This is a genomic window from Bradyrhizobium sp. (genome assembly GCF_035570375.1).
Taxonomy (GTDB): Bacteria; Pseudomonadota; Alphaproteobacteria; order Rhizobiales; family Xanthobacteraceae; genus Bradyrhizobium.
In genome coordinates, this window is the sequence record NZ_DATMLW010000205.1 from 1 (window position 1) to 24703 (window position 24703).

Annotated in this window: 23 protein-coding genes and 2 riboswitches; of the genes, 6 read left to right on the forward strand and 17 right to left on the reverse strand. The window is 62.1% G+C overall.

Annotation, left to right across the window (positions count from 1 at the left end):
• The first annotated feature begins 22 nt into the window (after window positions 1–22).
• The gene (locus VNX23_RS22500) at window positions 23–406 is read left to right on the forward strand and encodes a hypothetical protein (RefSeq protein WP_325633723.1); all 384 of its coding nucleotides are present in this window, start codon (window positions 23–25) and stop codon (window positions 404–406) included.
• Between the two features lie 251 nt (window positions 407–657).
• On the opposite strand, the gene fdhF is transcribed toward VNX23_RS22500, so the two are convergent.
• The 9 genes from fdhF to crcB (VNX23_RS22545) all read right to left on the reverse strand — a co-directional run bounded on the left by fdhF (window position 658) and on the right by crcB (VNX23_RS22545) (window position 10890).
• The gene (gene fdhF / locus VNX23_RS22505) at window positions 658–3423 is read right to left on the reverse strand and encodes a formate dehydrogenase subunit alpha (RefSeq protein WP_325633725.1); all 2766 of its coding nucleotides are present in this window, start codon (window positions 3421–3423) and stop codon (window positions 658–660) included.
• Window positions 3420–5129 carry an NADH-ubiquinone oxidoreductase-F iron-sulfur binding region domain-containing protein gene (locus VNX23_RS22510; protein ID WP_325633727.1) on the reverse strand — a complete coding sequence of 570 codons (1710 nt, stop codon included), beginning with the start codon at window positions 5127–5129 and terminating at the stop codon, window positions 3420–3422. The genes fdhF and VNX23_RS22510 overlap by 4 nt, the downstream gene beginning before the upstream one ends.
• Window positions 5130–5288: 159 nt before the next feature.
• Window positions 5289–5567 carry a hypothetical protein gene (locus VNX23_RS22515; RefSeq protein WP_325633728.1) on the reverse strand — a complete coding sequence of 93 codons (279 nt, stop codon included), beginning with the start codon at window positions 5565–5567 and terminating at the stop codon, window positions 5289–5291.
• A gap of 94 nt (window positions 5568–5661) precedes the next feature.
• Entirely contained in the window at window positions 5662–7317 is a 1656-nt protein-coding gene (locus VNX23_RS22520) for an OFA family MFS transporter (protein WP_325633733.1), read from the reverse strand.
• A 517-nt stretch (window positions 7318–7834) separates the two neighbouring features.
• A complete protein-coding gene (locus tag VNX23_RS22525; RefSeq protein WP_325633735.1) occupies window positions 7835–8254 on the reverse strand; it encodes a universal stress protein in 420 nt (139 codons plus the stop codon).
• 13 nt (window positions 8255–8267) lie between these two features.
• A complete protein-coding gene (locus tag VNX23_RS22530; RefSeq protein WP_325633737.1) occupies window positions 8268–9485 on the reverse strand; it encodes a cation:proton antiporter in 1218 nt (405 codons plus the stop codon).
• Window positions 9486–9588: 103 nt separating this feature from the next.
• Window positions 9589–9649: riboswitch (Fluoride riboswitch) on the reverse strand.
• A gap of 53 nt (window positions 9650–9702) precedes the next feature.
• Window positions 9703–10044, reverse strand: coding sequence for a DUF190 domain-containing protein (locus VNX23_RS22535; RefSeq protein ID WP_325633739.1), 342 nt, complete (start codon window positions 10042–10044; stop codon window positions 9703–9705).
• 4 nt (window positions 10045–10048) lie between these two features.
• The gene (gene crcB, locus VNX23_RS22540) at window positions 10049–10477 is read right to left on the reverse strand and encodes a fluoride efflux transporter CrcB (RefSeq protein WP_325633741.1); all 429 of its coding nucleotides are present in this window, start codon (window positions 10475–10477) and stop codon (window positions 10049–10051) included.
• Window positions 10478–10494: 17 nt separating this feature from the next.
• A complete protein-coding gene (gene crcB / locus VNX23_RS22545) occupies window positions 10495–10890 on the reverse strand; it encodes a fluoride efflux transporter CrcB (RefSeq protein WP_325633767.1) in 396 nt (131 codons plus the stop codon).
• Between the two features lie 191 nt (window positions 10891–11081).
• Window positions 11082–11144, reverse strand: a riboswitch (Fluoride riboswitch).
• 89 nt (window positions 11145–11233) lie between these two features.
• Here crcB (VNX23_RS22545) and VNX23_RS22550 point away from each other — a divergent pair.
• Window positions 11234–11866: a histidine phosphatase family protein gene (locus tag VNX23_RS22550; RefSeq protein WP_325633743.1), complete on the forward strand. Its 633-nt coding sequence runs from the start codon at window positions 11234–11236 to the stop codon at window positions 11864–11866.
• 81 nt (window positions 11867–11947) lie between these two features.
• Here the strand turns inward: VNX23_RS22550 and VNX23_RS22555 are convergent, their stop codons facing one another.
• The 3 genes from VNX23_RS22555 to mobB form a co-directional block, all read right to left on the reverse strand.
• Window positions 11948–12205, reverse strand: coding sequence for a sulfurtransferase TusA family protein (locus VNX23_RS22555; RefSeq protein WP_325633745.1), 258 nt, complete (start codon window positions 12203–12205; stop codon window positions 11948–11950).
• A 55-nt stretch (window positions 12206–12260) separates the two neighbouring features.
• Entirely contained in the window at window positions 12261–13520 is a 1260-nt protein-coding gene (glp, locus tag VNX23_RS22560; RefSeq protein WP_325633747.1) for a gephyrin-like molybdotransferase Glp, read from the reverse strand.
• A gap of 353 nt (window positions 13521–13873) precedes the next feature.
• A complete protein-coding gene (gene mobB, locus VNX23_RS22565) occupies window positions 13874–14380 on the reverse strand; it encodes a molybdopterin-guanine dinucleotide biosynthesis protein B (protein ID WP_325633749.1) in 507 nt (168 codons plus the stop codon).
• Window positions 14381–14590: 210 nt separating this feature from the next.
• Between mobB and fdhD the strand changes: the two genes are divergently transcribed.
• The gene (fdhD, locus tag VNX23_RS22570) at window positions 14591–15481 is read left to right on the forward strand and encodes a formate dehydrogenase accessory sulfurtransferase FdhD (RefSeq protein ID WP_325633751.1); all 891 of its coding nucleotides are present in this window, start codon (window positions 14591–14593) and stop codon (window positions 15479–15481) included.
• Window positions 15471–16100 carry a molybdenum cofactor guanylyltransferase MobA gene (gene mobA / locus VNX23_RS22575; protein WP_325633753.1) on the forward strand — a complete coding sequence of 210 codons (630 nt, stop codon included), beginning with the start codon at window positions 15471–15473 and terminating at the stop codon, window positions 16098–16100. The genes fdhD and mobA overlap by 11 nt, the downstream gene beginning before the upstream one ends.
• Window positions 16101–16322: 222 nt before the next feature.
• On the opposite strand, the gene VNX23_RS22580 is transcribed toward mobA, so the two are convergent.
• From VNX23_RS22580 to VNX23_RS22590, 3 genes are read right to left on the reverse strand one after another with little or no spacing between them, the layout of a single operon-like run.
• A complete protein-coding gene (locus VNX23_RS22580) occupies window positions 16323–17453 on the reverse strand; it encodes an FAD-dependent monooxygenase (protein ID WP_325633755.1) in 1131 nt (376 codons plus the stop codon).
• 21 nt (window positions 17454–17474) lie between these two features.
• Entirely contained in the window at window positions 17475–19472 is a 1998-nt protein-coding gene (locus VNX23_RS22585; protein ID WP_414643055.1) for a molybdopterin biosynthesis protein, read from the reverse strand.
• Between the two features lie 9 nt (window positions 19473–19481).
• Window positions 19482–20609: a molybdopterin-binding protein gene (locus VNX23_RS22590; protein WP_325633757.1), complete on the reverse strand. Its 1128-nt coding sequence runs from the start codon at window positions 20607–20609 to the stop codon at window positions 19482–19484.
• A gap of 192 nt (window positions 20610–20801) precedes the next feature.
• On the opposite strand from VNX23_RS22590, the gene VNX23_RS22595 reads away from it, so the two are divergent.
• A complete protein-coding gene (locus VNX23_RS22595) occupies window positions 20802–21995 on the forward strand; it encodes an ABC transporter substrate-binding protein (RefSeq protein ID WP_414643056.1) in 1194 nt (397 codons plus the stop codon).
• Window positions 21996–22103: 108 nt separating this feature from the next.
• Here the strand turns inward: VNX23_RS22595 and VNX23_RS22600 are convergent, their stop codons facing one another.
• Complete coding sequence (locus VNX23_RS22600) at window positions 22104–23069, reverse strand: TAXI family TRAP transporter solute-binding subunit (RefSeq protein WP_325633761.1); 966 nt, start codon at window positions 23067–23069, stop codon at window positions 22104–22106.
• Entirely contained in the window at window positions 23066–23191 is a 126-nt protein-coding gene (locus VNX23_RS22605) for a hypothetical protein (protein ID WP_325633763.1), read from the reverse strand. The genes VNX23_RS22600 and VNX23_RS22605 overlap by 4 nt, the downstream gene beginning before the upstream one ends.
• 87 nt (window positions 23192–23278) lie before the next feature.
• On the opposite strand from VNX23_RS22605, the gene VNX23_RS22610 reads away from it, so the two are divergent.
• Complete coding sequence (locus tag VNX23_RS22610) at window positions 23279–24250, forward strand: tripartite tricarboxylate transporter substrate binding protein (protein ID WP_325633765.1); 972 nt, start codon at window positions 23279–23281, stop codon at window positions 24248–24250.
• The last annotated feature ends 453 nt before the right edge of the window (window positions 24251–24703 follow it).

A 24703-nucleotide genomic window follows, 5' to 3' on the forward strand; every position in this document is an offset into this window, starting at 1 on the left:
CGGAACCGACGAACAATAAACAATGACCGCCATGCCGCTCACTTGTTCAAATGTTTCCGAAGCGGCTCCAGCCCAGAAAGTCTCGACCACGGTTACGCCGTTTCAGCCCCTCGACGCCGATATCCTCAATGCTTCGATCCCGGCGTTTTTCATCGGCCGCGACAAAGACGGCTTTTGGCTGGCGCGCGATAGCAAAGGACGTGCCGGTGGCCTCTTCCTGCTCGAAAGCTCGGCGCTAGCCTTTGCACGAAGACACGCCTGGCCATCGGGTTGCGCGACCGTCTTTTCGTTCGAGGTGCTCGAGCTGGATGTGGAAAACCAGGGCAATCCACTGATCGACCATCTCAGGCCGCTGATGCGCCTTGCGAATCGCGGCTTGCGGCGAATGGGCGCGTTGAGGGCCTAAGTGACTGAAGCGATGGAACGCCGCGTCACGGATTCCACGTGTTGCAAATCGAAAAGGCCGCCGGACGAATCGCCCGCGCGGCCCTTTCGGATCGCTAGAGCGCGACGGCTTTAGGTCGAATCGCCATCGCGCTTTAGTTTATTATTTGCGCATGATCTCCGCGCAAACGCGTTCAGCGCCTGTCGCGAGGGAAAACCGCTGCACGCGTTGCGCTAACGCGGCCCTTTCGGATCGCTCAATGAATTTGCCGGTCATTCCGCGGCGGTGCGCATCTCGATGCGTTCGGCCTTGACCGCACAGAATTTGAATTCGGGAATCTTGCCGAACGGATCGAGTGCCGGGTTGGTCAACAGATTGGCCGCGGCTTCCGCATAACAGAACGGCATGAACACCATGTTTTCCGGCACGTCGCGGTCGGCGCGCACCTTGACCTCGACGGCGCCGCGCCGCGTCTGCAGGCGGATGAGATCGCCGGGACGCAGGCTTATCCGCCGCATGTCCTTCGGCGACATGAAGGCGACCGCCTCCGGCTCGATTTCGTCCAACACCTGCGAGCGTCGCGTCATCGAGCCGGTGTGCCAATGTTCGAGCACGCGGCCGGTCGAAAGCACCATCGGATATTCGTCGTCGGGCAATTCGTCCGGCGGAACGACCTTGGCCGGGACGATCTTGCCGCGGCCGCTGTCGGTCGGAAAGCCCGTCGTGAAGATGATCTCGTTGCCGGGCTGGTGCGGATCGTCGACCGGGTAGGTCACCGCGCCTTCGCGCACCAGCCGCTCCCAGGTGATGTTCTTCAACGACGGCATCACTTGCGCCATCTCGGTGAAGACATCGGCCGGTCCGCTGTAATTCCACGGCAGGCCCATGCGCCTTGCGATCTCCTGGATGATCCAGAGATCCTGTCGCGCATCGCCCGGCGGCCTGATCACCTCGCGCGCGAGCTGGACGCGGCGATCGGTGTTGGTGAAGGTTCCGGATTTTTCGGCGAACGCCGAAGCCGGCAGGATGACGTCGGCGTGGAACGCGGTCTCGGTGACGAACAGATCCTGCACCACCAGATGCTCGAGCTTGGCGAGCGCCTCGCGCGCGTGCTGCAGGTCGGGGTCCGACATCGCCGGATTCTCGCCCTCGATATACATGCCCGTGATCTGTCCGGCATGGATCGCGTTCATGATCTCGACCACGGTGAGACCGCGCTCCGGATCGAGATCCTGTTGCCAGAGTTTCTCGAAGGGCTGGCGCAAATCGGTGCGTCCGACCGGCTGATAATCCGGCAGGAACATCGGAATCAGGCCAGCGTCGGAAGCGCCTTGCACGTTGTTCTGGCCGCGCAGTGGATGCAGGCCGGTGCCGGGACGGCCGACCTGGCCCGTGATCAAGGCGAGTGCGATCAGGCAGCGCGCATTGTCGGTGCCGTGCACGTGCTGGCTGATGCCCATGCCCCAGAAGATGATGGAAGCTTTGGCGCGCGCATACATGCGTGCGACCTCGCGCAAGGTCTCGGCCGGAATGCCGCAGATCGGCGCCATCTTCTCCGGCGTGAATTCCCTGATCTTGGCCTTCAGATCGTCAAAGCCTTCGGTATAGCCGGCGATGTACTGGTCGTCGGTGAGACCCTCGGTGATGATGGTGTTGATCATCGCGTTGAGCATCGCCACGTCGCTGCCCGGCTTGAACGCCAGGTGCTTGTAGGCGTGGCGCGACAGCAATTGCCCGCGCGGATCCATCACGATCAGCTTGGCGCCGCGCTTGGCCGCGTTCTTGATGAAGGTCGCCGCGACCGGATGGTTGATGGTCGGATTGGCGCCGATCACCCAGATCACTTCGGCATCCATCGCCGCTGCAAACGGCGCCGACACCGCGCCCGAGGCGAGACCTTCGAACAAGGCCGCGACCGAGGAGGCGTGGCACAGCCGGGTGCAGTGATCGACATTGTTGGAGCCGAAGCCGGTGCGCACCAGCTTCTGGAACAGATAGGCCTCCTCGTTGGAGCCCTTGGCCGAGCCAAAGCCGGCGAGTGCCTTGACGCCCTTGGTGTCGCGGATCTTGACCAGACCCTTCGCGGCGATGTCGAGCGCCTCTTCCCACGACGCTTCGCGGAAATGCGTGAACGGATTGGCCGGGTCGACCTGGTCGTTGGCGTCCTTCTTGACGTTCGGCAGGCGTACCAACGGCTTGGTCAGGCGATTGGGGTGATGGATATAGTCGAAGCCGAAGCGGCCCTTGACGCAGAGCCGGTTGTGATTGGCCGGGCCATCACGCCCTTCGGCATAGATCACCTTTTCGTCCTTCACGTTGTAGGTGACCTGGCAACCCACCCCGCAATAGGGACAGAGCGAATCGACCTTCCTGTCGGGATAGGTGACGCGGGCCTGCTTGTCATCCAGCATCACGGCCGGCATCAGCGCGCCGGTCGGGCAAGCCTGCACGCATTCGCCGCAGGCGACGCAGGTCGATTCACCCATCGGATCGTCGAAATCGAAGACGATCTTGGAACCGTGGCTGCGGTAAGCCATGCCGATGACGTCGTTGACCTGCACCTCGCGGCAGGCGCGCACGCAAAGACCGCACTGGATGCAGGCATCGAGGTTGACGCGCATCGCCGGATGGCTGGCGTCGCCTTGCCAGCGTTCGGCGGCGGGGAAGCGGCTTTCGGTGACGCCGGTCTTCTCGGCCCAATGCCAGAACTTTGAATCCGGATCGTGCGAGGTCTCGCGCGCGGGCTGGTCGGCGACCAGAAGCTCCATCACCATTTTCTGCGCCGCGATCGCGCGGTCGCTCGCCGTCCTCACCTTCATGCCGACGCTGGGTGTGCGCTTGCAGGAGGCGGCCAGAACGCGCTCGCCCTCGATCTCCACCATGCAGGCGCGGCAATTGCCGTCGGGCCGATAGTCGGGCTGCGGCGAATAGCACAGATGCGGGATGTCGCGGCCCAGCCGCTTTGCGACCTGCCAGATGGTTTCGCCGGCCTCGGCTTCGACCTGCTGGAAGTCGAGTTCGAACTTGATATTTGTCATTCCGCAGCCTCTTTCGGCAGGAATTCTTGCGGGAAGTATTTGATCACGGATGTCAGCGGATTCGAGGCCGCCTGGCCGAGGCCGCAGATCGAAGCGTCGCGCATCGCCTGGCTCAATTCTTCGAGCAATTCGCGGTTCCAGACCGGCTTTTGCATCAGAAGCGCGGCCTTCTCGGTGCCGACGCGGCAGGGCGTGCATTGGCCGCAGCTCTCGTCCTCGAAAAAGCGCATCAGGTTCAGCGCCGCATCCTTGACGCTGTCCTTGTCGGAAAGAATGATGATCGCGGCCGAACCAATGAAGCAGCCGTATTTCTCCAGCGTGCCGAAATCGAGAGGAATGTTGTCCATCGATGCCGGAAGGATGCCGCCGGACGCGCCGCCCGGCAGATAGGCGTAGAACTTGTGGCCATCCGCCATGCCGCCGCAGTACTCGTCGATCAATTCGCGCACGGTGACGCCTGCAGGCGCGAGCTTCACGCCGGGATTCTTGACGCGTCCCGAAACCGAATAGCTGCGCAGGCCGTGACGTCCGTTGCGGCCGAATGAATTCCACCAGGCCGGACCCTTCTCGACGATGTCGCGCACCCAGAACAGCGTCTCGATGTTGTTGATCAGCGTCGGCAATCCGAACAGCCCGACCTGGAACGGATAGGGCGGCTTGTGCCGCGGCAATCCACGCTTGCCTTCGATGCTTTCGAGCAGCGAGGATTCCTCGCCGCAGATATAGGCGCCGGCGCCGCGGCGAATATGGATGGTGGGGCCGCCCGGCGGAAGCTTGGCGAGTTCTAAGGGAAGTTCCTTGAGCACCGCCGGATATTCGTCGCGAATGTAGATGTAGACATCGCTTGCGTCGACGACATAAGCGCCGATCAGCGTGCCCTCGATGAAACGGTGCAGATCCCGAAGCAGATAGAAGCGATCCTTGAAAGTGCCGGGTTCGCCTTCGTCGCCATTCACCGCCACCAGCCGCGGGCCGGGCTCTCCGAGCACTGCGCGCCACTTGCGACCGGTTGGAAATCCGGCGCCGCCAAGCCCGCGCAACGACGAATCGTCGAGCGCCTTGAGGATGTCTTCCTTGCTGACGCGGCCGGCGCGAAGATCGTTCAGTAGCTTGTAGCCGCCGTCCTTCACATAGGCATCGTAGTCGACATAGGGCGGGATCACGGGATCCGTCTCGCCCCGCGCGGCGGTCGCCAACACCTCGGCGGTGGTGGCGGGGAAGACATAGCGATGGCCCACTTCGGCAACAGGAGCCACGTCGCACAGGCCGACACAGGGAGCGCGTACCACGCGAATGCCGGGGCCGGCGGATCTCTGCAAGTCATGCAAAAGCTTTTCCGCGCCCATCATCGCGCAGGTGATGGAATCGCAGACCCGGATGGTGAGCGGCGGAATGCTCGGCTCGCCTTCCTTCACGATATCGAAATGGGCGTAGAAGGTGGCGGTCTCGAACACTTCGGCAAAGGAGAGTTTCATCTCCTCGGCAAGCGCTGCGAGATGGGCTGCCGAAATCTGATGATACTTGTCCTGGATCAGGTGCAGATGCTCGATCAGGAGGTCGCGCCGCCGCGGCCGGTCGCCGAGCAGGACTTCAATCTCGTGGGCGGCGGTCGGATCGACCTGGCGTCCCTTGGGCGTTGCCTTGGCCCGCTTGCGTCCCTCGCCCGGATGTTCGAACGAGCGAACCTTGTGAACGTCATGAACCATCGATACGTCTCGTTCCTGCCTGAGCTGTTTCCACCTACTGTGCAATCTAATCGGTGGCATGCCAGATGCCAAGTGTGATTGCGCAACCCCTATAAGCATTTAAGGGGCACGCAGCCGCCGCTGTCATGCCCCCTTGTTCATTGTCCTCCAAACCAGCCCTTAGGTCCTTTCCATACAATCCGCGATATAGAACCAGCGATCGTCACCGGCCAGTCCCTTCTGCTTCACTTCCTTGCGGCAGGCCCTCAGCTTCGGTCTGTTGGTGGCCCATTTGGCTTTCATCTCCTTGAGCTTTTCCACCGTAAGCTTCACCCTCGATGGCTTGGGCGCGGCCGGCGCCGAACTTGCGGCCGGAGCAGTCGTCGTCTGGGCCGATGCGCCATCCAGGCTGGTTAAGACGACAAGCAGCGCAACAAGACAGATGAATATGCGAAGCATTGCAAATCCCCTTGGATAATTTTTTTGATGAAAAAAAGAAGAGGTGACCGCGAGGGACGCCGGGCGGGCGGCGTCCTCCGCGATGGCGCGGTAATCAGAGGATCTTGGCCGCGCTTTCCAGCGTCTTGTACACGCCCCAGGCAAGCGGAATTCCGACGAAAAGCCAGAACGCCGCTGCCCTGATGTCCAGGCCACCCTTGCCGATGCCGAACGAGCCGTGCTGGATTGCCGCCTCCTTGCTGGCGCTCGCGGCCTGAAGTCTGGCGACCTCCGCCTCGCTCATGTGCCATTTCGGATCGACCGGCTTGATCAGGTAGTTGCAGATCAGGCCTGCGACCAGCATAGCGCACAGCACGTACATGGTGCTGTCGTAGAGCTTGTCGCGGGGAACGCCGGCGGCGAGCTGGAACTCGCGCAAATAGTTGACCACCACCGGTCCGATAATGCCCGCGGTCGACCACGCCGTGAGCAGGCGGCCGTGAATGGCGCCCACGAACTGGGTTCCGAACATGTCGGCGAGATAGGCTGGAACCGTGGCAAAGCCGCCGCCATACATCGACAGGATGATGCCGAAGCCAATCACAAACAATGCCTTCGCACCCATATTGGCGAAGGTTGGCGCCAGCGCATAGAGCGCAATGCCGAGGATGAAGAACGTGTAATAAGTGTTCTTGCGGCCGATGTAATCCGACAACGACGCCCAGAAGAAGCGGCCACCGATGTTGAACAGCGACAGCAAGCCGGCAAATCCGGCTGCGATCGCCGCAATCGCCGTTCGTTGTTCAGGCGAAAGCTGGCCGAATTTCAGGTCGGGGAACCCGATCAGCTTGCCGGCGAAAATCTCCTGCAGCATCGGCGACGCCATGCCGATCACGCCGATGCCTGCCGACACGTTCAGGCAGAGCACCCACCAGATCAGCCAGAATTGCGGCGTCTTGTGCGCGTTATCAAGATGCACATTGTGCTCGGAGATCATCGATTTCTTTTCGCTCGGCGGTGTCCAGCCATCGGGCTGCCAGCCAGCCGGCGTGACGCGATAGGCGAAGGCGCCGATCATCATGAAGATGAAGTAGATCACGCCCATGACGATAAATGTCTTCCACACCCCAACATCGGTTGGAGTCTTGAAGTAGTTGATCAGCAGGTTCGCCAGCGGCGCGCCAATCATGGCGCCGCCACCAAAGCCCATGATGGCCATGCCCGTCGCCATGCCGCGGCGATCCGGAAACCACTTCACCAGCGTCGACACCGGCGAGATGTAGCCGAGGCCAAGACCTACACCGCCGATGATTCCTGAGCCGAGCCACATGATCCAGAGCTGGTGCACGTAGACGCCGAAGGCACCGATCAGGAGACCCCCGCCCCAACAGCAGGCCGCGACGGCACCGGCCTTACGCGGGCCGGCGCGCTCGAGCCAGCCGCCCCAGATCGCGGCGGAAACACCGAGCACGACAAAGAACAGCGTGTACATCCAGCCCAGGCTCGCCACTTTCCAGTCGCAAGTGGTGGTGAAAAGCTCCTGCCACAGCGTGATGTCGGGGCAGGCCTTTGGTGCAGTCAGGCCGACCGCACGCGACAGCGGCAGCCAGAACACCGAAAAGCCATAGGCCATGCCGATGCACAGATGAATGCAAAGCGCGGCCGGTGGCACCAGCCAACGATTGAAGCCGGCCTTTGCGACCGTGTGCGCGCGATCGAAAATTCCCACTCCGGCGCCGTTGATCGTGCCAGCGGTTTCGGCAGTAGCCATTCATTCCTCCCTGCAGCCGCCCTTGCCGGGCAAGTCTGTCGTCTAGTTACCGTTGCTCTATACCCAGGCTTTCCAGTCGAACGCCGAGCGCTTGTCCATGTTGCTGCGCACAATGCGCATCGTTAACCTCGCAAATTCCAACCCCTCTTCTGGCACGTTATGCCCGCGACTCGACCTTCGGAACTTCCCGGAGACGAGAATTGGGCAGAAGCCCGCGCCCGTGTCGATAGGCAAAAGGTAGAGAGAGTGTGCCGTCAAAAGCGTTCCCAACGCGGAAGGTGGGTGCGTCCAACTGTCTCAATCGCTCGCAGTCCGGCCGGATCCGATCCGTATTTTCAATCGGGCTATCGGTTTTCGCGATCAAGCTGATGCAGACGAACGGCTTCTCGTTTTCGGCGCATTTCGCACGCATTTTCAGAGTTGCTGCCGGTTTACTCAATGGACCGATGGCGGCGCGCGGAGATGAAAGGAATCACAAGCCTCAGTCCAGCACCGCGTAGTCACAGTAGTCACATCATTATTTGATGACCAAAACCGGGCACGGGGACAATTGCACGATGCGGTCGGCGCGGCTGCCGATCAATCGCTCATAGAGCGCCGAATGACCGGTCGCGCCGATCACCAAAAGATCGGCACCAATCCTCGGCGCAAGATCGACAATCATCCGCACGGGATGGCCGCTTAAGACATGCACGTGCAGATCGAGGTCGCGCGCCCTGGCGAGATGACGCGCACGTTCTATCACGGTGTGGAACCGGCGCGCCGCTGTGCCTTTGGCTTCCCTGATCTCCTCGAGATATTCGGGCATTGGCGGGATTTCTTCGACACACACCAGATGCAACGCCGCCGCGTTTTGCTTTGCGATGTCGATCGCCAAGGTCAAGGCCCTGAACGCCGGCTCCGACCCGCCGTTGGCGTGCAGCACTGTCTTGAACACCGCGGGCCTCCCTTCATTCGGCCGGGTCCGAGGCAACGCGCCTTGCCGGTTGTTCCGCCACGCCGGCTACATCGGCTTCGGAAGCGGGCAGCAGGTGGCGCGGCAGGTAGAACGCATTTGCGATCAGCGTCGGGATAACGGCGCTGCCGATTACGGCCGCGACAAGAGCGGAATATTGCGCCTGATTGATGATGCCGTGGGACAGGCCGAATAGCGAGGAAATCGTGCCGAATGTCAGCCCGGTCGACATCAATAGTGTCGTGTACATCGCCTCACGATCCGGCGCCGCAAAGAGCTTGGTGACGGGATAGACCCCCACCATCTTGGTGGTGATCTTGACGATGAGGAAAAACAGGAAGGCCGCCGGTGCTGCGATCAAGGAAGGAATCGAGACAAACGATCCGGCACGTATGAAATAGAACGGCGTCAACAGGCCGAAAGTCAGGGTTCGCAGCCGCCGAACCAGCGCATGATCCTTTCCGACCGTGCCCGCCAGCACCATCCCGATCAGGTAGGCAGGAAGGACGGCTTCGCTATCCGCCCACCCGGCCAAGGCACCCATTCCGAGCAGGCAGAGCAGCAAAAATTTGGTTTCGAGTTCGGAAGGACGGTTGCCGTAGAGCTTGAAGAACCGCGGTGTCAGCCACGGGAGAATCAGGAAAACCGCGATCCCGACCACCAAAAAGACGGCGGTCTTGAACGTGAACGGCGCAAAGATCAGTCCGAGCGCTACCACAGTTCCGAGGTCGGTGACAAAACAGGCCGCAAGCACCGTCTTGCCATATTCGGTACGGTTGAAACCGAACTCCAGCATCACGGCGTAGACCACGGCGACCGAAGTGGTCGACATGGCGACACCGGCCAGCCAGCTTGGCATCACCTCCCAACCGAGGAGGTAATGCGCAGCAGCGGCACAGCCGAGAAATGGACCGAAAAAACTGGCAAGACCCACAGCGGCAGCTTCGCGCCATTTCAGCTTGAACACCGCCGGATCAAGCTCCGCACCGGCGAGAAAAGTCAGCACGATCGCACCGAGCCCTGAGAGAAACTTCACCCAGGACTCGTCGGTGCCGAGGACCGCATGGCCGATGATCGCACCGATGATCAGTTGCGCGATGGTCCCGACGACAATTTCCGAGAGCGCCGTCGAGATCCTGAACCAGATCGAAAGCAGGCTCGCAAGGAGAGCAAGCCCGAGCCACAAGGCCGCAAGTGCCCAGATGCCGGTCATGACGCTCTCCGTGGTGAAAGAGCGTGGCGGGCGAAAAGGCTCGGAGGTTTGGAGCGTATCGGGTGATGATGGGTCATAAAAAACCTCCTGCTCGCGCCTGGGCGCGTTGGCAGGAGTCATCAGCCGGAATGGCGGTTTTGGGGGACTCCATCCCCGTTTTGCAGTTCGATCTTAGCGGCGTTGCCGGCGATAACAAGCCCTCGCGGGTTTGGTCCGGTCAGGCGGGCTTCTTCGATCCGTATTGAAGGACCTGGACCTTCTCCAGCGTGACCAGCCCGCTCGACATCATGCCGTCGAGCACCGGCAGGAATTCATCGATCTTGTCCTCACTGTCGACGATCTCGATCACAAGCGGCAGGTCTTCGGAAAGACGCAGGATTTTGGCGGTATGCAGCCGGCTGGACGCGCCAAAGCCCATCGGACCACGCAGCACGGTGGCGCCGGCGAGGTGCATTTCGCGTGCTTTCAGCACAATAGCCTCATACAGCGGTCGCCCGCCGAGCTTGTCGTCCTCGCCGAAGAATATCCGCAGCAACAGAGCCTGTTTCGGTATTTGCATCGCTCTAGCTCCCTTTCAAGCGGTTGAGGCGGCTTGCCAGCACGTGCCCGAGCCAGACGGCTACCAGCCAGGTCATGATCGAAACGACAACGTTCAACATTGCCATTGCGGTCATGTGATCGTGCAGCAATCTGAATGTGTCCAGGCTGAAAGCCGAGAAAGTCGTGTAACCACCGCAAATCCCGGTCATTACGAACTGGCGCTGCCGCGTCGTCGCAAACCATCGCCCATCGGGAGCGGTCAGCGTCGAGTAAAATCCGATAATGAACGAACCGGTGACGTTCACAAACAGCGTCGGCAGCGGAAAGCCGGAAAGCGGCGGAAGCAGCAGTGAGGCCGCGTAGCGGGCAATGCTTCCGATCATGCCGCCGGCTGCGACACAGGCGTAGAGGATCGCTGTGTTCCAGTTGCCCGATTTGTTGCTGCTCCTCATTGTCAGCGGCTTCCTGGTCATTTCACAAGCCCGGCGAGTGCAAAGCCCAACGTGACAGCTCCGAGGCAAAGGCCTACGGAAAGCGCGACATAGCCGGCCGCGAGACCGCGCTCGCCCTCTCTTGCCAGCGCCAGTGACTGCAGACTGAAGGAGGAGACGGTGGTGTAGCAACCCAGGAATCCCGTCACCGCAAACAGCCACGGGTCTGGCTCTGCAAAGATTGAAGTGTCGTCGAGGGCGCGCGCGCCCAAAATGCCGATCACGAACGCGCCGCTGGCGTTGACGAGCAATGTGCCCCAGGGAAAGGTCTCCCCCACTCGCCTCGCCACGAAGCCGGAAATGAAATAGCGCGCCATGCCACCGAGCACGCTTCCCAGAGCGACGCTGAGCAATCCGCTTATCACCTGAGAAATTTCCTTTCCGAAACCGCTGGTAAACCGGTCTCATCGCTCCGTCTGCTGCAGCCCGAAGACTGCAAACTACCCACTTCGCGCGAAGGCGAAGCCAGCGCGCCGTTCATGCGGCCGCTGCTTGCTTGGCGCAAGCCGACCGGACCAAGAGCTTCCAGTGGAGGAGGTTGGACGTGCTCCTGCCGACGCGAAGCGCCCTGACAGGAGTCATCAGCCTTTGCGGCGGTTATCGGGGGGACTCCATCCCCCTGGATTTGATGCAATCCTAACTCGCAATTGAGCGTGCGCAAGCTAGAATTTGCCCCGGGGACGGTGGCGCCTGTATCGGAGCGAAGAGGACCGAACCTTGACCAAGATCATCCTGGTTCGCCACGGCCACGTCGAAGGCATTCATCCGCCCCGCTTCCGCGGCCGGGAGGACTTGCCCCTGACCGAGCGCGGAAAGGCCGAGGCCTTGGCGGTCGCTCGCCGCATCTCCGAAAGGTGGCGCCCGGCATGCGTGTACACGAGCCCGCTTTCGCGGTGTGTCCTCACCGGTGCGGCGATCGCCAGCGCCTGCAAGGTCCAATCCCAGAGCATCGAAGAGCTCAACGACATCGACTACGGCAGCTGGAAGATGAAGACCTTTGCAGAGATGCAGGCAACCCAGGGCGAACTTTATGCGTCGTGGTTCGCAACGCCACATCTGGTGCGTTTCCCGGGTGGCGATTCGTTACAGGAACTGGCCTCGCGAGCGGCGGACGCGTTGCGGATCGGACTCGAGCGACATCCGAATCAGACCGTGGTGATGGTTGCGCACGACGCCGTCAACCGGGCGCTCCTCGTCCAATTGGCCGACCTTCCCCTGTCTTCTTACTGGAGACTCGTCCAGGAGCCTTGTTGCATCAACGAAATCGACATTGCGGCAAACCGGATCCAGGTTCGCAGCATCAATGACACTTCCCATCTCGACGGACTTGCTCCACTGAAATCGACCTGAGCGATCTCACCTGCCGAAGACCTTATCCGCCCAGCATGACTGCTGTTTTGAACAGCCGCTGGCTCACGCAAGCTGGCCCGACTATTCGCGCAACGTCGCGGCGGCCTTCGCAGGATTTGCCTTTTCGATCAGGAATACGATGTGAGCTTGCGTGCGCTCGGTGATCTCGACCTTGTCGCCGGTCTCCTGGATCAGGGCCGGGATATCGATCGCCGACAACGGATCGGTGCAATGGACCTCGAGAAGATCGCCGGGCGACAGCGTCTTCAGCGCCTTCCGCGTCTTCAAGGCCGGCAGGGGGCATTTGAGGCCGGTAAGGTCAAGCCTGGTATGGGTCATCGTTAATCCATGGCGAAACCATCCCGCATCGTCAACGGAGGTGGGCGCAAAACCCTCACATCAAGTCGGCATAGCCCAAAAATCCGATGGTCTGACCCGGACCGACCTGCGTGACCGCCTCGCCAAGCTCAACCAGGCCGTCGGTATCCACCAGCGACGACAACAGCCCTGCGCCCTCGCGCGGGAACTTGACCGCCTCAAACCCTGCGCCCTCTTTGGCCTTGCGCAGATTGACCCGCACATATTCGCGGCGGCCGATCTTCTTCCTGTAGGTGAAGGCCGCGCGGACCGGCATCGGCATCAAGGGCTCGGGTCTGGCGCCCGACAGCGCCAGCACGGTCGGCCGCACCACATGGACGAAAGTGACAAAGCTTGCGACCGGATTGCCGGGCAATCCGATCAAGGGCGTGCCGCCGATGATACCCATCGCAACCGGGCGCCCGGGCTTGATCGCCATCCGCCACAGCACGAGCTTGCCGACCTCCTCGACGGCCGCCTTGACGTGATCTTCCTCGCCGGTTGAAACGCCGCCACTGGTCAGGATCAAATCGCAAGTGCCGGCAACTTTTTTCAGACCCTGCGCCAGCGCCATGCGCTCGTCGCGCAAGATACCGAGGTCGCTGACCTCGCAACCAAGCCGCCTCAGCATCGCCATCAGCATGAAGCGGTTGGAGTCGAACAATTGCGCCGGCTTGCGCACATCGCCAGGCGAGACCAGTTCGTTGCCGGTCGAGAAGACCGCAACGCGGATCCGCCGGCGCACCTCGACCCGCGTCAGCCCGAAAGCGGCGAGCAGCGCGACATCCTGCGGCCGCAATCTGAGACCGCGTTCGAGCGCAACCGTTCCAGCCGCAATGTCTTCGCCCAAGGGGCGCACATTGGCGCCATGCCGAAGCCCCGGTGGAAGAACGACCTTGCCCGATGCATCGAGGCGGACGTCTTCCTGCATGAAAACGGTGCCGGCGCCTTCGGGCATCGGGGCACCGGTGAAAATTCGCATCGCATGGCCGGGCTTGATCGCCTCGTCGGCCGAAGCACCCGCCTGGATGCGGCCGGACACCGGAAAGGCCGCTTCCTTCCTTGATGGAAGATCGTCGCTGCGCACCGCGTAGCCGTCGACGGCAGAATTGGTGAAAGGCGGCAGCGCCAGCGACGCGACAATATCGCCTGAGAGAATGCGCCCGTCGGCTTCCTGCAGCGGCACGGTCACGATCTCTTCGACCGCGCCTACCCGGCTGGCGATGATCGCAACCGCCTCGTCGACCGACATCATCGGCCCGCCGAAGGCAAAGCAATCGTCTGACAATTGCGCCATGCGGCCTCTTTAGGTGGCGGCTCCCGCCAGCACGTCTCGCTAGTGGTCCGATTCTAACATTCGCATTATTTCTCGGCACCCACTTTTGCGAATGTTAAAATCATAGGACCACTAGAGCTCCGATTCCGAAGTTCGCAAGCTATTGTGGCGACCTCTGATGCGAACTTCGGAATCAAAGGAGCTCTAGCAAATTATTGATTCTAGTGCGGCTTTGAATTTGAAGTTCCTTTCGCGAACTTGCCGCGATACCGATAGGAACTTCAAATTCGCCGCACTAGCAAATACCAGATTCTAGTGGAGTTTAGGATTTGACATTCGCTTTCCCGGACTCGCGGCCAGGTTGCTAGCGAATGTCAAATCCACTCCACCAGTGAAATCGCGAATTTTCGCATCATGGCCGCCACCGCCGGTACGTCGTCGAGATCGGCGACGGGTAGCGTTGTTTCAATGGTTGCATCAGTTGCGATGCCGGCGATGGCGGGATCGTCGGGAAACAGCGGCGCCTTGCCGTTGGCCTTGCGATACACCTCGATCTTGCGATGCGGTTCCGACTTGAAGCCTTCGACGATGACAAGATCGACCGGCGACATCTTCGTGAGCAGTTCCCGCAACCCCGGCTCGGACGCGCCGCGCAGCTCGTGCATCAGCGCCCATCGCCTGGCCGAAGACACCAGCACCTCCTCGGCGCCCGATTGCCGGTGAACGTAGGAATCCTTGCCCGGCACGTCTACATCGAAGGAGTGATGGGCGTGCTTTATCACGGAGACCCGAAGTCCCTCTTTGCGCAAGTGCGGAATGACGCGCGTCAAAAGCGTCGTCTTGCCGGCGCCGCTCCATCCTGCGAGGCCTATCACCTTCATCTCGCTTCTCACCCGCATCCTGCATCCTTCTCGCGGAACTTGAGGCCCATCCCGGCATTGCGGGGAGTGAGCTCAGAGGCAATCCAGCCTTAACCAAGTGTGCAAAATCCTGGATTGCTCGTTCCGCTCACCGTGACCGAGGCGGCCCATTTCTTCGCACCAGAAAAGCCATATATCGGTCTGCAGGGCTTGTCATGCTATGCTGCCGCTATGATGAAGATCGAGAAAACCCCTGTTCCCCTGATCCTGCCCGATCCGAAGGATCCGCGGCTGACCGAACGCGTGGCAGGTACCGACCAGGCCGGGGGCAGGACAGAGATCAACGTGCCGGTGGAACGGCCGCTGACGCTTTACCTGAATTCGCAGGAGATCGTCACCATGATGACGATCGGCGACTATCCCGAATATCTGGCGCTGGGCTATTTGCTCAATCAGAACATGCTCAAATACGACGACGTCGTCACCGAGGTCGAATATCACGACGACCTGCAGGTGGTGGTGGTTCGCACCGAGCACCACACCAACTTCGAACAGAAACTGAAGAAACGCACGCAGACTTCCGGTTGCGCGCAGGGCACCGCGTTCGGCGACCTCATGGAAGCGGTGGAAAACGTCAAGCTGCCCAGTTCGGAGCTGCGCACGTCCTGGCTTTACCAGCTCACGCATACAATCAACACCATGCCGTCTCTGTATCTTGAGGCCGGCGCCATTCATGGCTGCGTGCTGTGCAAGGAAAGTACCCCGCTGTGCTACACCGAAGACGTCGGCCGTCACAACGCGGTCGACAAGATCGCGGGCTGGATGTTCCGCCACGGCGTCGATGCCGCCGACAAGATCCTCTACACCACCGGACGGCTGACGTCCGAAATGGTGATCAAGACCGTGCGGATGGGAATCCCGATCCTGGTTTCGCGATCAGGCTTCACCGCCTGGGGCGTTGATCTGGCGCGGCAGGTCGGATTGACGCTGATCGGGCGCGCACGCGGAAAACGTTTCATCGCCTTGTCCGGGCAGGAGCGCATCGTCTACGACCAGAACCTCGCTTACGTCGAGGAAGAGTCAGCGCGGCACAAGCGCAAGGGCGCCGAGCGTGACGACTGAAATTCCGGCGACACCCGGCGTATTGCTGGCCGGCGGCCTGGCGCGGCGGATGGGCGGCGGCGACAAGCCGATGCGCCAGATCGGTGGCCGCACGATCCTGGCGCGCGTGATCGCGCGACTGGCGCCGCAATGCGACACCCTCGTCCTCAATGCCAACGGCGATCCGGCGCGGTTTGCCAGTTTCGGCCTGCCCGTCATTGCCGACCAGGTTGAAAATTTCCCGGGACCGCTCGCCGGCATTCTCGCAGGCCTCGACTGGGCGGCCGAAAACCGGCCCGATGCAGCCTGGGTGCTGAGCGCGGCAGCCGACTGCCCGTTCCTGCCGCGCGATCTCGTCGCGCGCTTGCAGCGGGCGCGCATCGAACAGAACGCCCAGCTTGCGGTTGCCGCTTCCGGCGGACAAGCCCATCCGGTGATCGGATTGTGGAGCGTTGGATTGCGCGAAGAACTTCGCCACGCGCTGGTCGTGGAGGACGTCCGGAAGATCGATCGATGGACGGCGCGCTATCGCCTCGCGACGGTCAGCTGGCCAACCGAGCCGCTCGATCCGTTCTTCAACGCCAACACGGCGGATGATCTCGCGCAAGCCGAGCGGCTGGCGGAGATGGATGGGGAGTAGCGCCGCCTCTCTTCATCCCTCCCCCTTGTGGGGAGGGAGGGCGCGTAGCGCCAGGGTGGGGGTATTCAAAGGGCGCGTCGTATCAACAATCAGCTTGTGACGAGCGCGGTTTGAGCGAGATTTCGAACAGCGCACTGATCGACCATCACCCCCACCCGACCGGCCTTTGGCCGGCCACCCTCCCCACGCGTTCCGCGGGGGAGGGATAGAAGCGCGTGCCACTTACCCCGCCAGCGGCACGGTCCAGGCGTCGTAGGCATAGACCCAGTCGGCGTCGGTTTTTTCCTTCAGCCAGGTATTGGTTCGCGACGTCTCTTGCACCCGCGAAGTTCGATCTCGCCGGCTCGCCTCAAATCTTCGAAATGCATTCGCCACGCCGTCAGGCTCGACACCTTCGAGACAACGCGAGAGCACGGCGGCGTCTTCGATCGCCATGGCCGCACCTTGCGCCATATAGGGCATCATCGGGTGGCAGGCGTCGCCGAGCAGCGTCACGTTCCGCTCCGCCCAGCGGGGGAGCGCGTCTCGATCGACGATCGCCCATTTGTGCACATCCGGGCAGGCGGCCAGCACGTTTTCGACCCGGGGATCGAAGCCTTTGAACGCCGCGCGCAATTGCCTGACATCGCCTTTCGCCGACCAGGATTCGATCCTGAACTCGGGCTCCGGCTGGCTGGTGACGAAGTAGACTTCGCTGCGGTCCGGCTTGACGTAGTAGATCACGATGTGCCGGTCTTCGCCCCACCATTTGGTGCAGTCGTCGATTCTCTCTCCACCAAGGAGCGCGGCTGGATACGTGGTGCGGTAGGCGATGCGTCCGGTGAAATTCACCGGCGATGTGCCGAACAGGATTTCCCTCACCAGCGAATGCACGCCGTCCGCGCCGACGACTGCATCGGCGAGCGCAGTTGCGCCATTGGCAAAGCGCAAGCGTATACTGTCACCGACCTCATCGAGTCCGACGAGCTTATGACCGAGCTTGACGCATTCCTCTGGCACGGCGGTGGCGAGCGCGGCGTGCAGATCGCCGCGATGGGCGAGCAGATAGGGCGCACCGAACTTGCGCTCGGCGCTTTCACCGAAAATCATGTCGAACTTGATTTCGCCCGTGCGCCAGTCCCGGTTGTTCCAGGACCGGGGATAAAACGATTGGGCGCGCAATCGCCGCTCGAGCCCGAGCTCGCGCAGAACTTTCATGGCGTTGCAGCCGATCTGAATGCCGGCACCTATTCGCGCAAATTGCGTCGCCTGTTCGTAGACGGCAACCTCGATGCCGACACGCCGCAGCGCGGCCGCGGTGGCAAGTCCGCCCATGCCGGCGCCGACGATCGCGATTCTGAGGGATCCTGCCATTGCCGCCCGCGCCCGATCGCCTTACGCCTTGGTGAATCCCGCGCGCTTGAGCGCCGCGCGGCTTTCGTCGGAGCCGAGCGCCTCTAGAAACGCCTGCACGCCTGCACGCTCTCTTCGTGCGGTCACCAGCGCGAAATCATAGTGCTCTTCGGCGAGCGGAATGAAGCCTAGGCCGGCGGCCTCGGCGACCGGCGCAATCGTCATGCCCCAATCGGCGCGGCCTTGCGCGACCGCGGCAGCAACCGCATTGTGCGAACGCGGCTGGTTCCAGTAGCCGTCGGGACGCGCGCCATTGAGCAACCGGTCGATCAGGATACGGGTGCCTGCACCCTGGTTGCGATTGACCATGATGCAGTCGGGATCGGCGAGCGCCGAGCGCACCGCTTCCTCGGCGCTCAGGCCTTTGAACCGCGCGTCGCCCTGTCGAAACACAATGCCCTGCATCCGCCGCCAGCCCGGCACCAGTTCGAGCCCCTGGCCGAGGAACGGCGTGTTGTAGCTTTCGGATTTTTCGTCGAACAGGTGGATCGGCGCCAGATCGCACTCGCCGCGCTTGGCCGCGGCAAGGCCGCCAAGACTGCCGACCGCGATCGAGCGCACCATCAGGCCCGCGCGCGCCAGCGGCGCGGTGACCAGATCAAGCCCGGTGCAATGGCTGCCGACGATCACGAGATCGGGCACCCGGACATGCGGCGTGAACAGCGTCACCTCGGTTTCGGTGCCTGCCGGCATCTGGTCGGCCAGCGCGTCGATTTTCAAAAAACCGTCGGACTGCGCAAACGCGGTGATGGCGCCTGAACCTTTTCCGGAGGGATAAGCGATCAATCCATCGGCACCTTCAACCAGCGACACCATGACGAATTCGGTGCGGCCGAGTTCGGAAGCGATCCGCACCGGGACTTTGGCCGTCACCTTCGCGTCCGATCGCGGCGGAAGGCCTGCCATCCGGCGCAGCACCGGCACGATCATGTCGTGGAAGGTGAACATTGCCGAGGTCGGAAATCCCGGCAGGATCACCACCGGCTTGCCGTCGCAGACCGCAAGACAAAGCGGCTTGCCCGGCTTGAGCGCGACGCCGTGCGCGATGATGCCGGGTTTGCCGAGCCGGGCGATGATCCGATGAGAAACGTCGCCCGCGCCTTTCGAGGTTCCGCCGGAAAGCACCAACATGTCGGAAGTTTCAAGCGCACCGCGCATCGCGGCCTCGAGCTCCGCCTCGTCGTCGGCAATCGCGCCGAAAAACTTCACTTCGCCGCCGTTCTCGGCGACCGCCGCGCTGACGATCGCGCCATTGGTGTCGTAGATTGCAGCCGGGCGCAGCTTTTGGCCCGGCTGCACCAGTTCGTCGCCGGTTGAAATCACCGCCACGCGCGGACGACGCACGACGGACAGTTTTGCGATGCCACAGGCCGCGCACATGCCGATCTCGCGCGAGCCGATCACGGTGCCACCGCGCAGCACCGTCTCGCCGCGCGCGATGTCGGAGCCGGCATAGGAGACGAACTGGCCGGGCGAAGCGGCACGACGGATTTCGATCGCGCGATTGCCTTGCGGCTGGGTATGTTCGACCATGACGATGGCATCGGCGCCGCGCGGCAACGGTCCGCCGGTCGCAATCGAGGTTGCGCTGCCCGACAGCACCGGCCTCGTCGGCGCGGTGCCGCAGGCTATTGCCTCGTCATTGAGCAAAAGACGAACCGGCGCGGCTTCGCCCGCATTGGCGAGATCGGCGGAACGCACCGCAAACCCGTCGACGTTGGAGCGATCGAATGGCGGCACGTCGATGTCGGCGACGAGATCCTGTGCCAACGCAAAACCGAGCGCCTCGGCCAAAGACCGTTCCTCGACCGGCATGGCGCGCGGGAACAAGGCGGTTTCGAAATGCGCCAGCGCATCCTCGCGCGACAGGATCGTCAGGAACTGATCCTGATCGATGGTATTGACCCCATGATTCCGGGTGCCTGTGCGCGCCCCGGGGTGATTATGTTGCTGGCCGTTGGACATGGACCGGCTGCTCATCTTCAAAACTCAGTCCCGCAACATATAGGCACCGACCGGCTTGCCTGCAGCAAAGCCTTCGGACGGCCCGGGCACGACAAGCCACGCGTCGGCGCGGGCGATGGTTGACAAAGAGAAGTCGCCTACCGCGAGCGGCAGCCATGCTTCTTCGACCCGTTCGAGCAGCACGACTTCCGCAATGCCTACGCTCGATGCGATCTTGCGCGCCAGCGGCAGGATCCGCCGCGCGCGTGGCCAAAGCGCGGACAGGCGGTCCAGCAGCGGGAGCGCCAGCATCCACCACGCCGCAAGCGCCGCATCCACCGCGCCCGGCAGCGCAATCACGGGAACGTTTCCAATCCTGCCGGTGGCGGCGGTGCGTCCCGGCTGCAAGGCGACGCCATGCGCCAAAACTTCGCCGCACCGGGCAAGGGCCGTGATGGTCGCATCGTTGCGGCCAACGCCGCTGCCGCCGATGGTGACGAGCATGTCGCAAGCATCGCTCTCGATCGCGGTCGCGACGGAAACCACGTCGCGTCCCGCCGCCTGGACGCAGACGACCTCAGCGCCCGCCGCTTGCGCATTTTCCGCAATCAACGGCGTCGTCACCGCTTCGCCCGTGCTTGCGGGGATGCCGACGATGCGAAGGCGCGGACGGCGCACGTTGAATCTGTCGAGCCCGTTCGTCCGCGCGATGACGAGATCGAGCGGGCGAATTTGCCGCCCGGTAGCGAAATCCATCAAGGTGCTTCCTTCGGCGATATCCCCGCCGATCCGCCGGACGCCCTGCCACGGCCTTGCCTCTGCGAGCGCCTGAAAAAGCGGACCGATTTGATCGACACAATCGGCATCGAGCAGGCAGTCGCAGCCCTCGGGCATGGGGTCGCCAGCGTCGACCCAGGCCGGCGGAGCCGAAAGCGGCAGCGGCGAATAGGACGACGCGCCGACGAGGTCGCGGGCATATAACGCCCAGCCATCGCTGATGGCGGTGTCGTGCGGCGGATGCGCATTCTGCGCCGGCATTTCCGCCGCCACACAGCCCAGGGCTTGCACGAGAGGAACTTCGACCGGGGCAACCGGCCTGATGCGTTCAAGAAGCGCTGCAAGCGCAACATCGAGCGGGGTAAGCGAGGCCGGCGGGCGCTGGATCGAAGCCATGGCTAAAGCGCGACGATTTAAAGCCGAATCGTCATTGCGAGCGCAGCGAAGCAATCCGGTCTATCTCTCAGCAAAAAACGTGGCTCGCGATGACAGGCAAGGCGGCCATCGAACTTATGTACTGAATTGCAACTAAAATATACAGTCAAATGCGCAAATAAAATCAGGAGGAGCGCGATGTTCAGCAAAAGAATGATCCTGGCAGGTATTTTCTTCGCGTCGCTGGCCTCCCTTCCCTCGCTCGCGCAGGTGTCGGACGACGTGGTCAAGATCGGCGTCCTCACCGATATGAATGGGCCTGCAGCCACCTCGACCGGGCAAGGGTCGGTGACGGCGGCGCAAATGGCGGTGGAGGATTTCGGCCGCAAGGTGCTGGACAAGCCGATCCAGGTGATCGTCGGCGACCATCAGGACAAGGCAGATATCGGCGCTGCCATCGCACGACGATGGTACGACACCGAACAAGTCGACCTGATCGTGGACGTGCCGGACTCGGCGGTCGGACTTGCGGTGCAGAACATCGCCACCGAGAAGAAGCGGATGTTTATCGCGCATTCGACGGGCACCGCCGACTTCCACGGCAAGTTCTGCTCGGCTTACGCCATTCAATGGGTATTCGACACCCGCGCGCTCGCCGTCGGCACCGCGCGCGAGGTGGTCAAGCGCGGCGGCGATAGCTGGTTCTTCCTGACCGACGACTACGCCTTCGGTCACTCGCTGGAGCGGGACGCGTCCAGCGTGATCGTCAAGAACGGCGGCAAGGTGCTCGGCTCGGTTCGCCTGCCCTTTGCCACGCCCGATGTGTCGTCATTCATCCTCCAGGCGGAGGCCTCGAAGGCCAGGATCATCGGCATCGCCGGCGGGCCGCCCAACAACATGAACGAGATCAAGACCGCCGGCGAATTCGGGCTCCTCAAGCGCGGCCAGCAAATGGCCGGCCTGTTGGTGCTGATCACCGACGTCGACGCGCTCGGGCTGCAATCGGCCCAGGGGTTGTTGCTGACGACCTCGTTCTATTGGGACATGGACGACAAGACGCGTGAATGGTCGAAACGCTATTTCGCCAAGATGAACCGGATGCCGACGATGTGGCAGGCCGGTGTCTATTCGTCTGTCATGAACTATCTCAACGCGGTGAAGGAAAGCGGCACCGATGAACCGCTCAAGGTTGCGGCGAAAATGCGCGAAAAACCGATCGAGGATTTTTTCGCCCGCAATGGTCGCCTGCGTGAGGACAATCTGATGGTCCACGACCTCATGCTGGTGCAGGTCAAGAAACCGGACGAGTCGAAATATCCGTGGGATTACTACAAGGTCCTCGCAAAAATCTCCGGCGAAGACGCCTTTGGCCCGCCTGACCCGGCGTGTTCGCTGGTGAAGAAGTGAGGGCGTAGCGGTCATTCCGGGGCGCGAGCGGAGCGAGCGAACCCGGAATCTCGAGATTCGGGTTCGCGCTTTGCGCCCCGGAATGACCGTCATCTTTTAGGATGACGGTCACTTCACCACGCCGATCTCGCGGAGATATTTCATCACGCCAGGATGGATCAGCGACGCGTCAGGCGCCGCGGCAACTGTGTTCGCGGCGGTGGTTTCGCAGGCCTGCGCCAGCTTCTTGCAGAGGGCACCCTCCGTGCCGTGCAGCGTGCGCGCGAGGTGATAGGCGACATCGTCGGGAAGATCGGCGCGCGCCAGCACAAAACTCCACGAGCCCAGCGAGTCGATCGGCGTATTCTGGTTCGGATAGCTGCCGGCGGGAATGGTCATGGCTTTAAGAAACGCGTGCTTTGTGATCACGCGCGCAATCTCGTCCTTGTCCGGCGCGATGAACCGCGCGCCGCCCGGGCTCGTCGCGAGGGTCGTGAATCCAGGCCAGCCGACGCCGGCGCCCCACAATGCCGCTGCGCGCCCGTCGAGCACCATCGCCGGCCCGTCGCCGGCGTGATCGAGATAGATGGATTTGAAATCCTCGTCCTGTTTCAAGCCGAGCCCGTCGAGCATGAAGCGCGACATCACGGGAAGGCCGGAGCCTTTGGCGCCGAAGGCGACCGGTTGGCCGACGAGATCGCGGATGGTCTTGTATGGACTATCCGCGCGTACCACGAACATCCCCGGGCTCGAATACATCGCGGTCAGGATTTTCAGCCGCGTGGCGGGTCTGCCGATGCCCTTGAAAGCTTCATAGGCGGGTTCTCCAGCCACGAGCGCAAGATCGAGCTGGGAAGATTCCAAAAGCGGAATATTCTCGTAGGAGCCCTTGGTGTTGCGCGGCTCGATCGAGAGCGCGGAGTCGGCTTCGTTCACGACTTGCGCAAAATTGTTGCCATAGAGCGGAAAGCCGCCGCCGGGCGTCGCGGTTCCCAGGCTGATCGTTGTCTTCGAAATGGGTTTTGCTCCTTCCTGGGCCGATGCGCCGCATGTCAGAAGAAACAAGGCAGCGAAAAACGCCGATATGCTTTTCATCGTTCGATCCCCGGCGCGTCGTCGTTCTGGAAACCGTCATGGCCGGGCTTGACCCGGCCATCCACGTCTTTACTCCCGACAAATAAAGGCAAGACGTGGATGCCCGCGACAAGCGCGGGCATGACGGCGGTTGGTTGCGTCAAAAGCGAGTGTAGGCAAATTCCGCTTTGTGTGAAAGCATGGCGGTAGTCTGAGTGGAGAAGTCTGTCATGAAAACGTTGCGTGCAGCGGTCATCGGTCTGATAGGGCTGTTGAGCCTTGCGATCTGGGCGCCGGCCGCAGCGGCCGACTACCCGAACCGCCCGGTGCGCTGGCTGATCGGTTTTTCCGCCGGCGGTCCGGTCGATGTCGTGGCACGCATCATGAGCCAGTGGCTGTCGGAGCATTTCGGCCAGCAGTTCGTCGTGGAAAATCGCACTGGTTCCGGCGGCAATATCGCCGCCGCAGCGGCGATCAACTCGGCGGCGGACGGTTATACGATCCTGTTCGTCGCGCCCAACAACGCCATCTCGGCCTCGCTCTACAAGCATTTGTCCTACGATTTCATCCGCGACACCACCCCGGTCGCGAGCATCATGCAGCTGACCAATATGCTGGTCGTCGCCAACGCCATGCCGGTCAAGAGCGTCAAGGAGTTGATCGATTACTGCAAGGCCAATCCGGGCAAGGTTTCCTACGCGTCATCCGGCAACGGCACGTCGGTGCATATGTCGGCCGAATTGTTCAAGGCGATGACCGGGTGCAACATGCTTCACGTGCCCTATCGCGGCTCGGCAATCGCCTTTCCCGACATCATTTCCAACAAAGTGCAGTTGATCTTCGACAATCTGCCGTCCGCCCTTGAACAGTCGCGAGCCGGCACCGTGCGCGCGCTCGGCGTCACCTCGCCGCAGCGCTGGCCCGGCGTGCCCGATGTGCCGGCAATCGCCGAAACCGTGCCGGGTTTCGAATCGGTTGGCTTCTACGGCATCTCGGCGCCGAAGGGCACGCCGCCGCAGAGCGTCGAAATTCTCAACAAGGCGGTCGGCGAGGCTTTGAAGGATCCGAAGGTGGTCGAGCGACTCACGGCCATTGGCGGGATTCCAAAGCCAATGACGCCGGCCGAATTCGGCAAGCTCGTGGCCGATGAAACCGAGAAATGGCGCAAGGTGGTGGAGTTCGCGGGCGTGTCGGTGGATTGAGAGCGCTACGAAGTGAGTTTGAGCGACGGCTGTGGCGGAAGGGAAATCCCTCCCGCCCCTGCCATTGCATTTGGTTATACGTGCGCTTTCTTCTCCCTCCCCCTTGTGGGGAGGGTCGACGCGAGTGAAACGAGCGTCGGGGTGGGGGCTCTCGAGAACCACTTTCGTTATCACCCTTTCGATATCATTGACCGCCCCCACCCGACCGTCGCTTCGCGACGGCCACCCTCCCCACGCGTGCCGCGGGGGAGGGATAAGAATCCGTAGAGGCACGCCCTCACCTTCCCGCGACGCGATCCGCGCCCGAGTCATGCACCATCCTGCCCTCGAAAACAGAGGGCGCAGGGAATGCCGGGTGCTTGAGCCAGCACCCGCGGCCTCATGCGCAAAAGAAAAAGCACATGAGCTTTAGTCACCACAGGTTCTGCCCAGTCACCGGCATTCCCTGCGCGA

What these genes read in the sequence shown, in the direction of transcription:
- VNX23_RS22500 (WP_325633723.1), top strand. Translation starts at nt 23, where the DNA reads ATGACCGCCATGCCGCTCACTTGTTCAAATGTTTCCGAAGCGGCTCCA.
- fdhF (WP_325633725.1), bottom strand. Translation starts at nt 3,423, where the DNA reads ATGACAAATATCAAGTTCGAACTCGACTTCCAGCAGGTCGAAGCCGAG.
- VNX23_RS22510 (WP_325633727.1), bottom strand. Translation starts at nt 5,129, where the DNA reads ATGGTTCATGACGTTCACAAGGTTCGCTCGTTCGAACATCCGGGCGAG.
- VNX23_RS22515 (WP_325633728.1), bottom strand. Translation starts at nt 5,567, where the DNA reads ATGCTTCGCATATTCATCTGTCTTGTTGCGCTGCTTGTCGTCTTAACC.
- VNX23_RS22520 (WP_325633733.1), bottom strand. Translation starts at nt 7,317, where the DNA reads ATGGCTACTGCCGAAACCGCTGGCACGATCAACGGCGCCGGAGTGGGA.
- VNX23_RS22530 (WP_325633737.1), bottom strand. Translation starts at nt 9,485, where the DNA reads ATGACCGGCATCTGGGCACTTGCGGCCTTGTGGCTCGGGCTTGCTCTC.
- VNX23_RS22535 (WP_325633739.1), bottom strand. Translation starts at nt 10,044, where the DNA reads ATGCAAATACCGAAACAGGCTCTGTTGCTGCGGATATTCTTCGGCGAG.
- crcB (WP_325633741.1), bottom strand. Translation starts at nt 10,477, where the DNA reads ATGAGGAGCAGCAACAAATCGGGCAACTGGAACACAGCGATCCTCTAC.
- VNX23_RS22555 (WP_325633745.1), bottom strand. Translation starts at nt 12,205, where the DNA reads ATGACCCATACCAGGCTTGACCTTACCGGCCTCAAATGCCCCCTGCCG.
- glp (WP_325633747.1), bottom strand. Translation starts at nt 13,520, where the DNA reads ATGGCGCAATTGTCAGACGATTGCTTTGCCTTCGGCGGGCCGATGATG.
- mobB (WP_325633749.1), bottom strand. Translation starts at nt 14,380, where the DNA reads ATGAAGGTGATAGGCCTCGCAGGATGGAGCGGCGCCGGCAAGACGACG.
- fdhD (WP_325633751.1), top strand. Translation starts at nt 14,591, where the DNA reads ATGATGAAGATCGAGAAAACCCCTGTTCCCCTGATCCTGCCCGATCCG.
- VNX23_RS22580 (WP_325633755.1), bottom strand. Translation starts at nt 17,453, where the DNA reads ATGGCAGGATCCCTCAGAATCGCGATCGTCGGCGCCGGCATGGGCGGA.
- VNX23_RS22585 (WP_414643055.1), bottom strand. Translation starts at nt 19,472, where the DNA reads ATGAGCAGCCGGTCCATGTCCAACGGCCAGCAACATAATCACCCCGGG.
- VNX23_RS22590 (WP_325633757.1), bottom strand. Translation starts at nt 20,609, where the DNA reads ATGGCTTCGATCCAGCGCCCGCCGGCCTCGCTTACCCCGCTCGATGTT.
- VNX23_RS22595 (WP_414643056.1), top strand. Translation starts at nt 20,802, where the DNA reads ATGATCCTGGCAGGTATTTTCTTCGCGTCGCTGGCCTCCCTTCCCTCG.
- VNX23_RS22600 (WP_325633761.1), bottom strand. Translation starts at nt 23,069, where the DNA reads ATGAAAAGCATATCGGCGTTTTTCGCTGCCTTGTTTCTTCTGACATGC.
- VNX23_RS22605 (WP_325633763.1), bottom strand. Translation starts at nt 23,191, where the DNA reads ATGCCCGCGCTTGTCGCGGGCATCCACGTCTTGCCTTTATTTGTCGGG.
- VNX23_RS22610 (WP_325633765.1), top strand. Translation starts at nt 23,279, where the DNA reads ATGAAAACGTTGCGTGCAGCGGTCATCGGTCTGATAGGGCTGTTGAGC.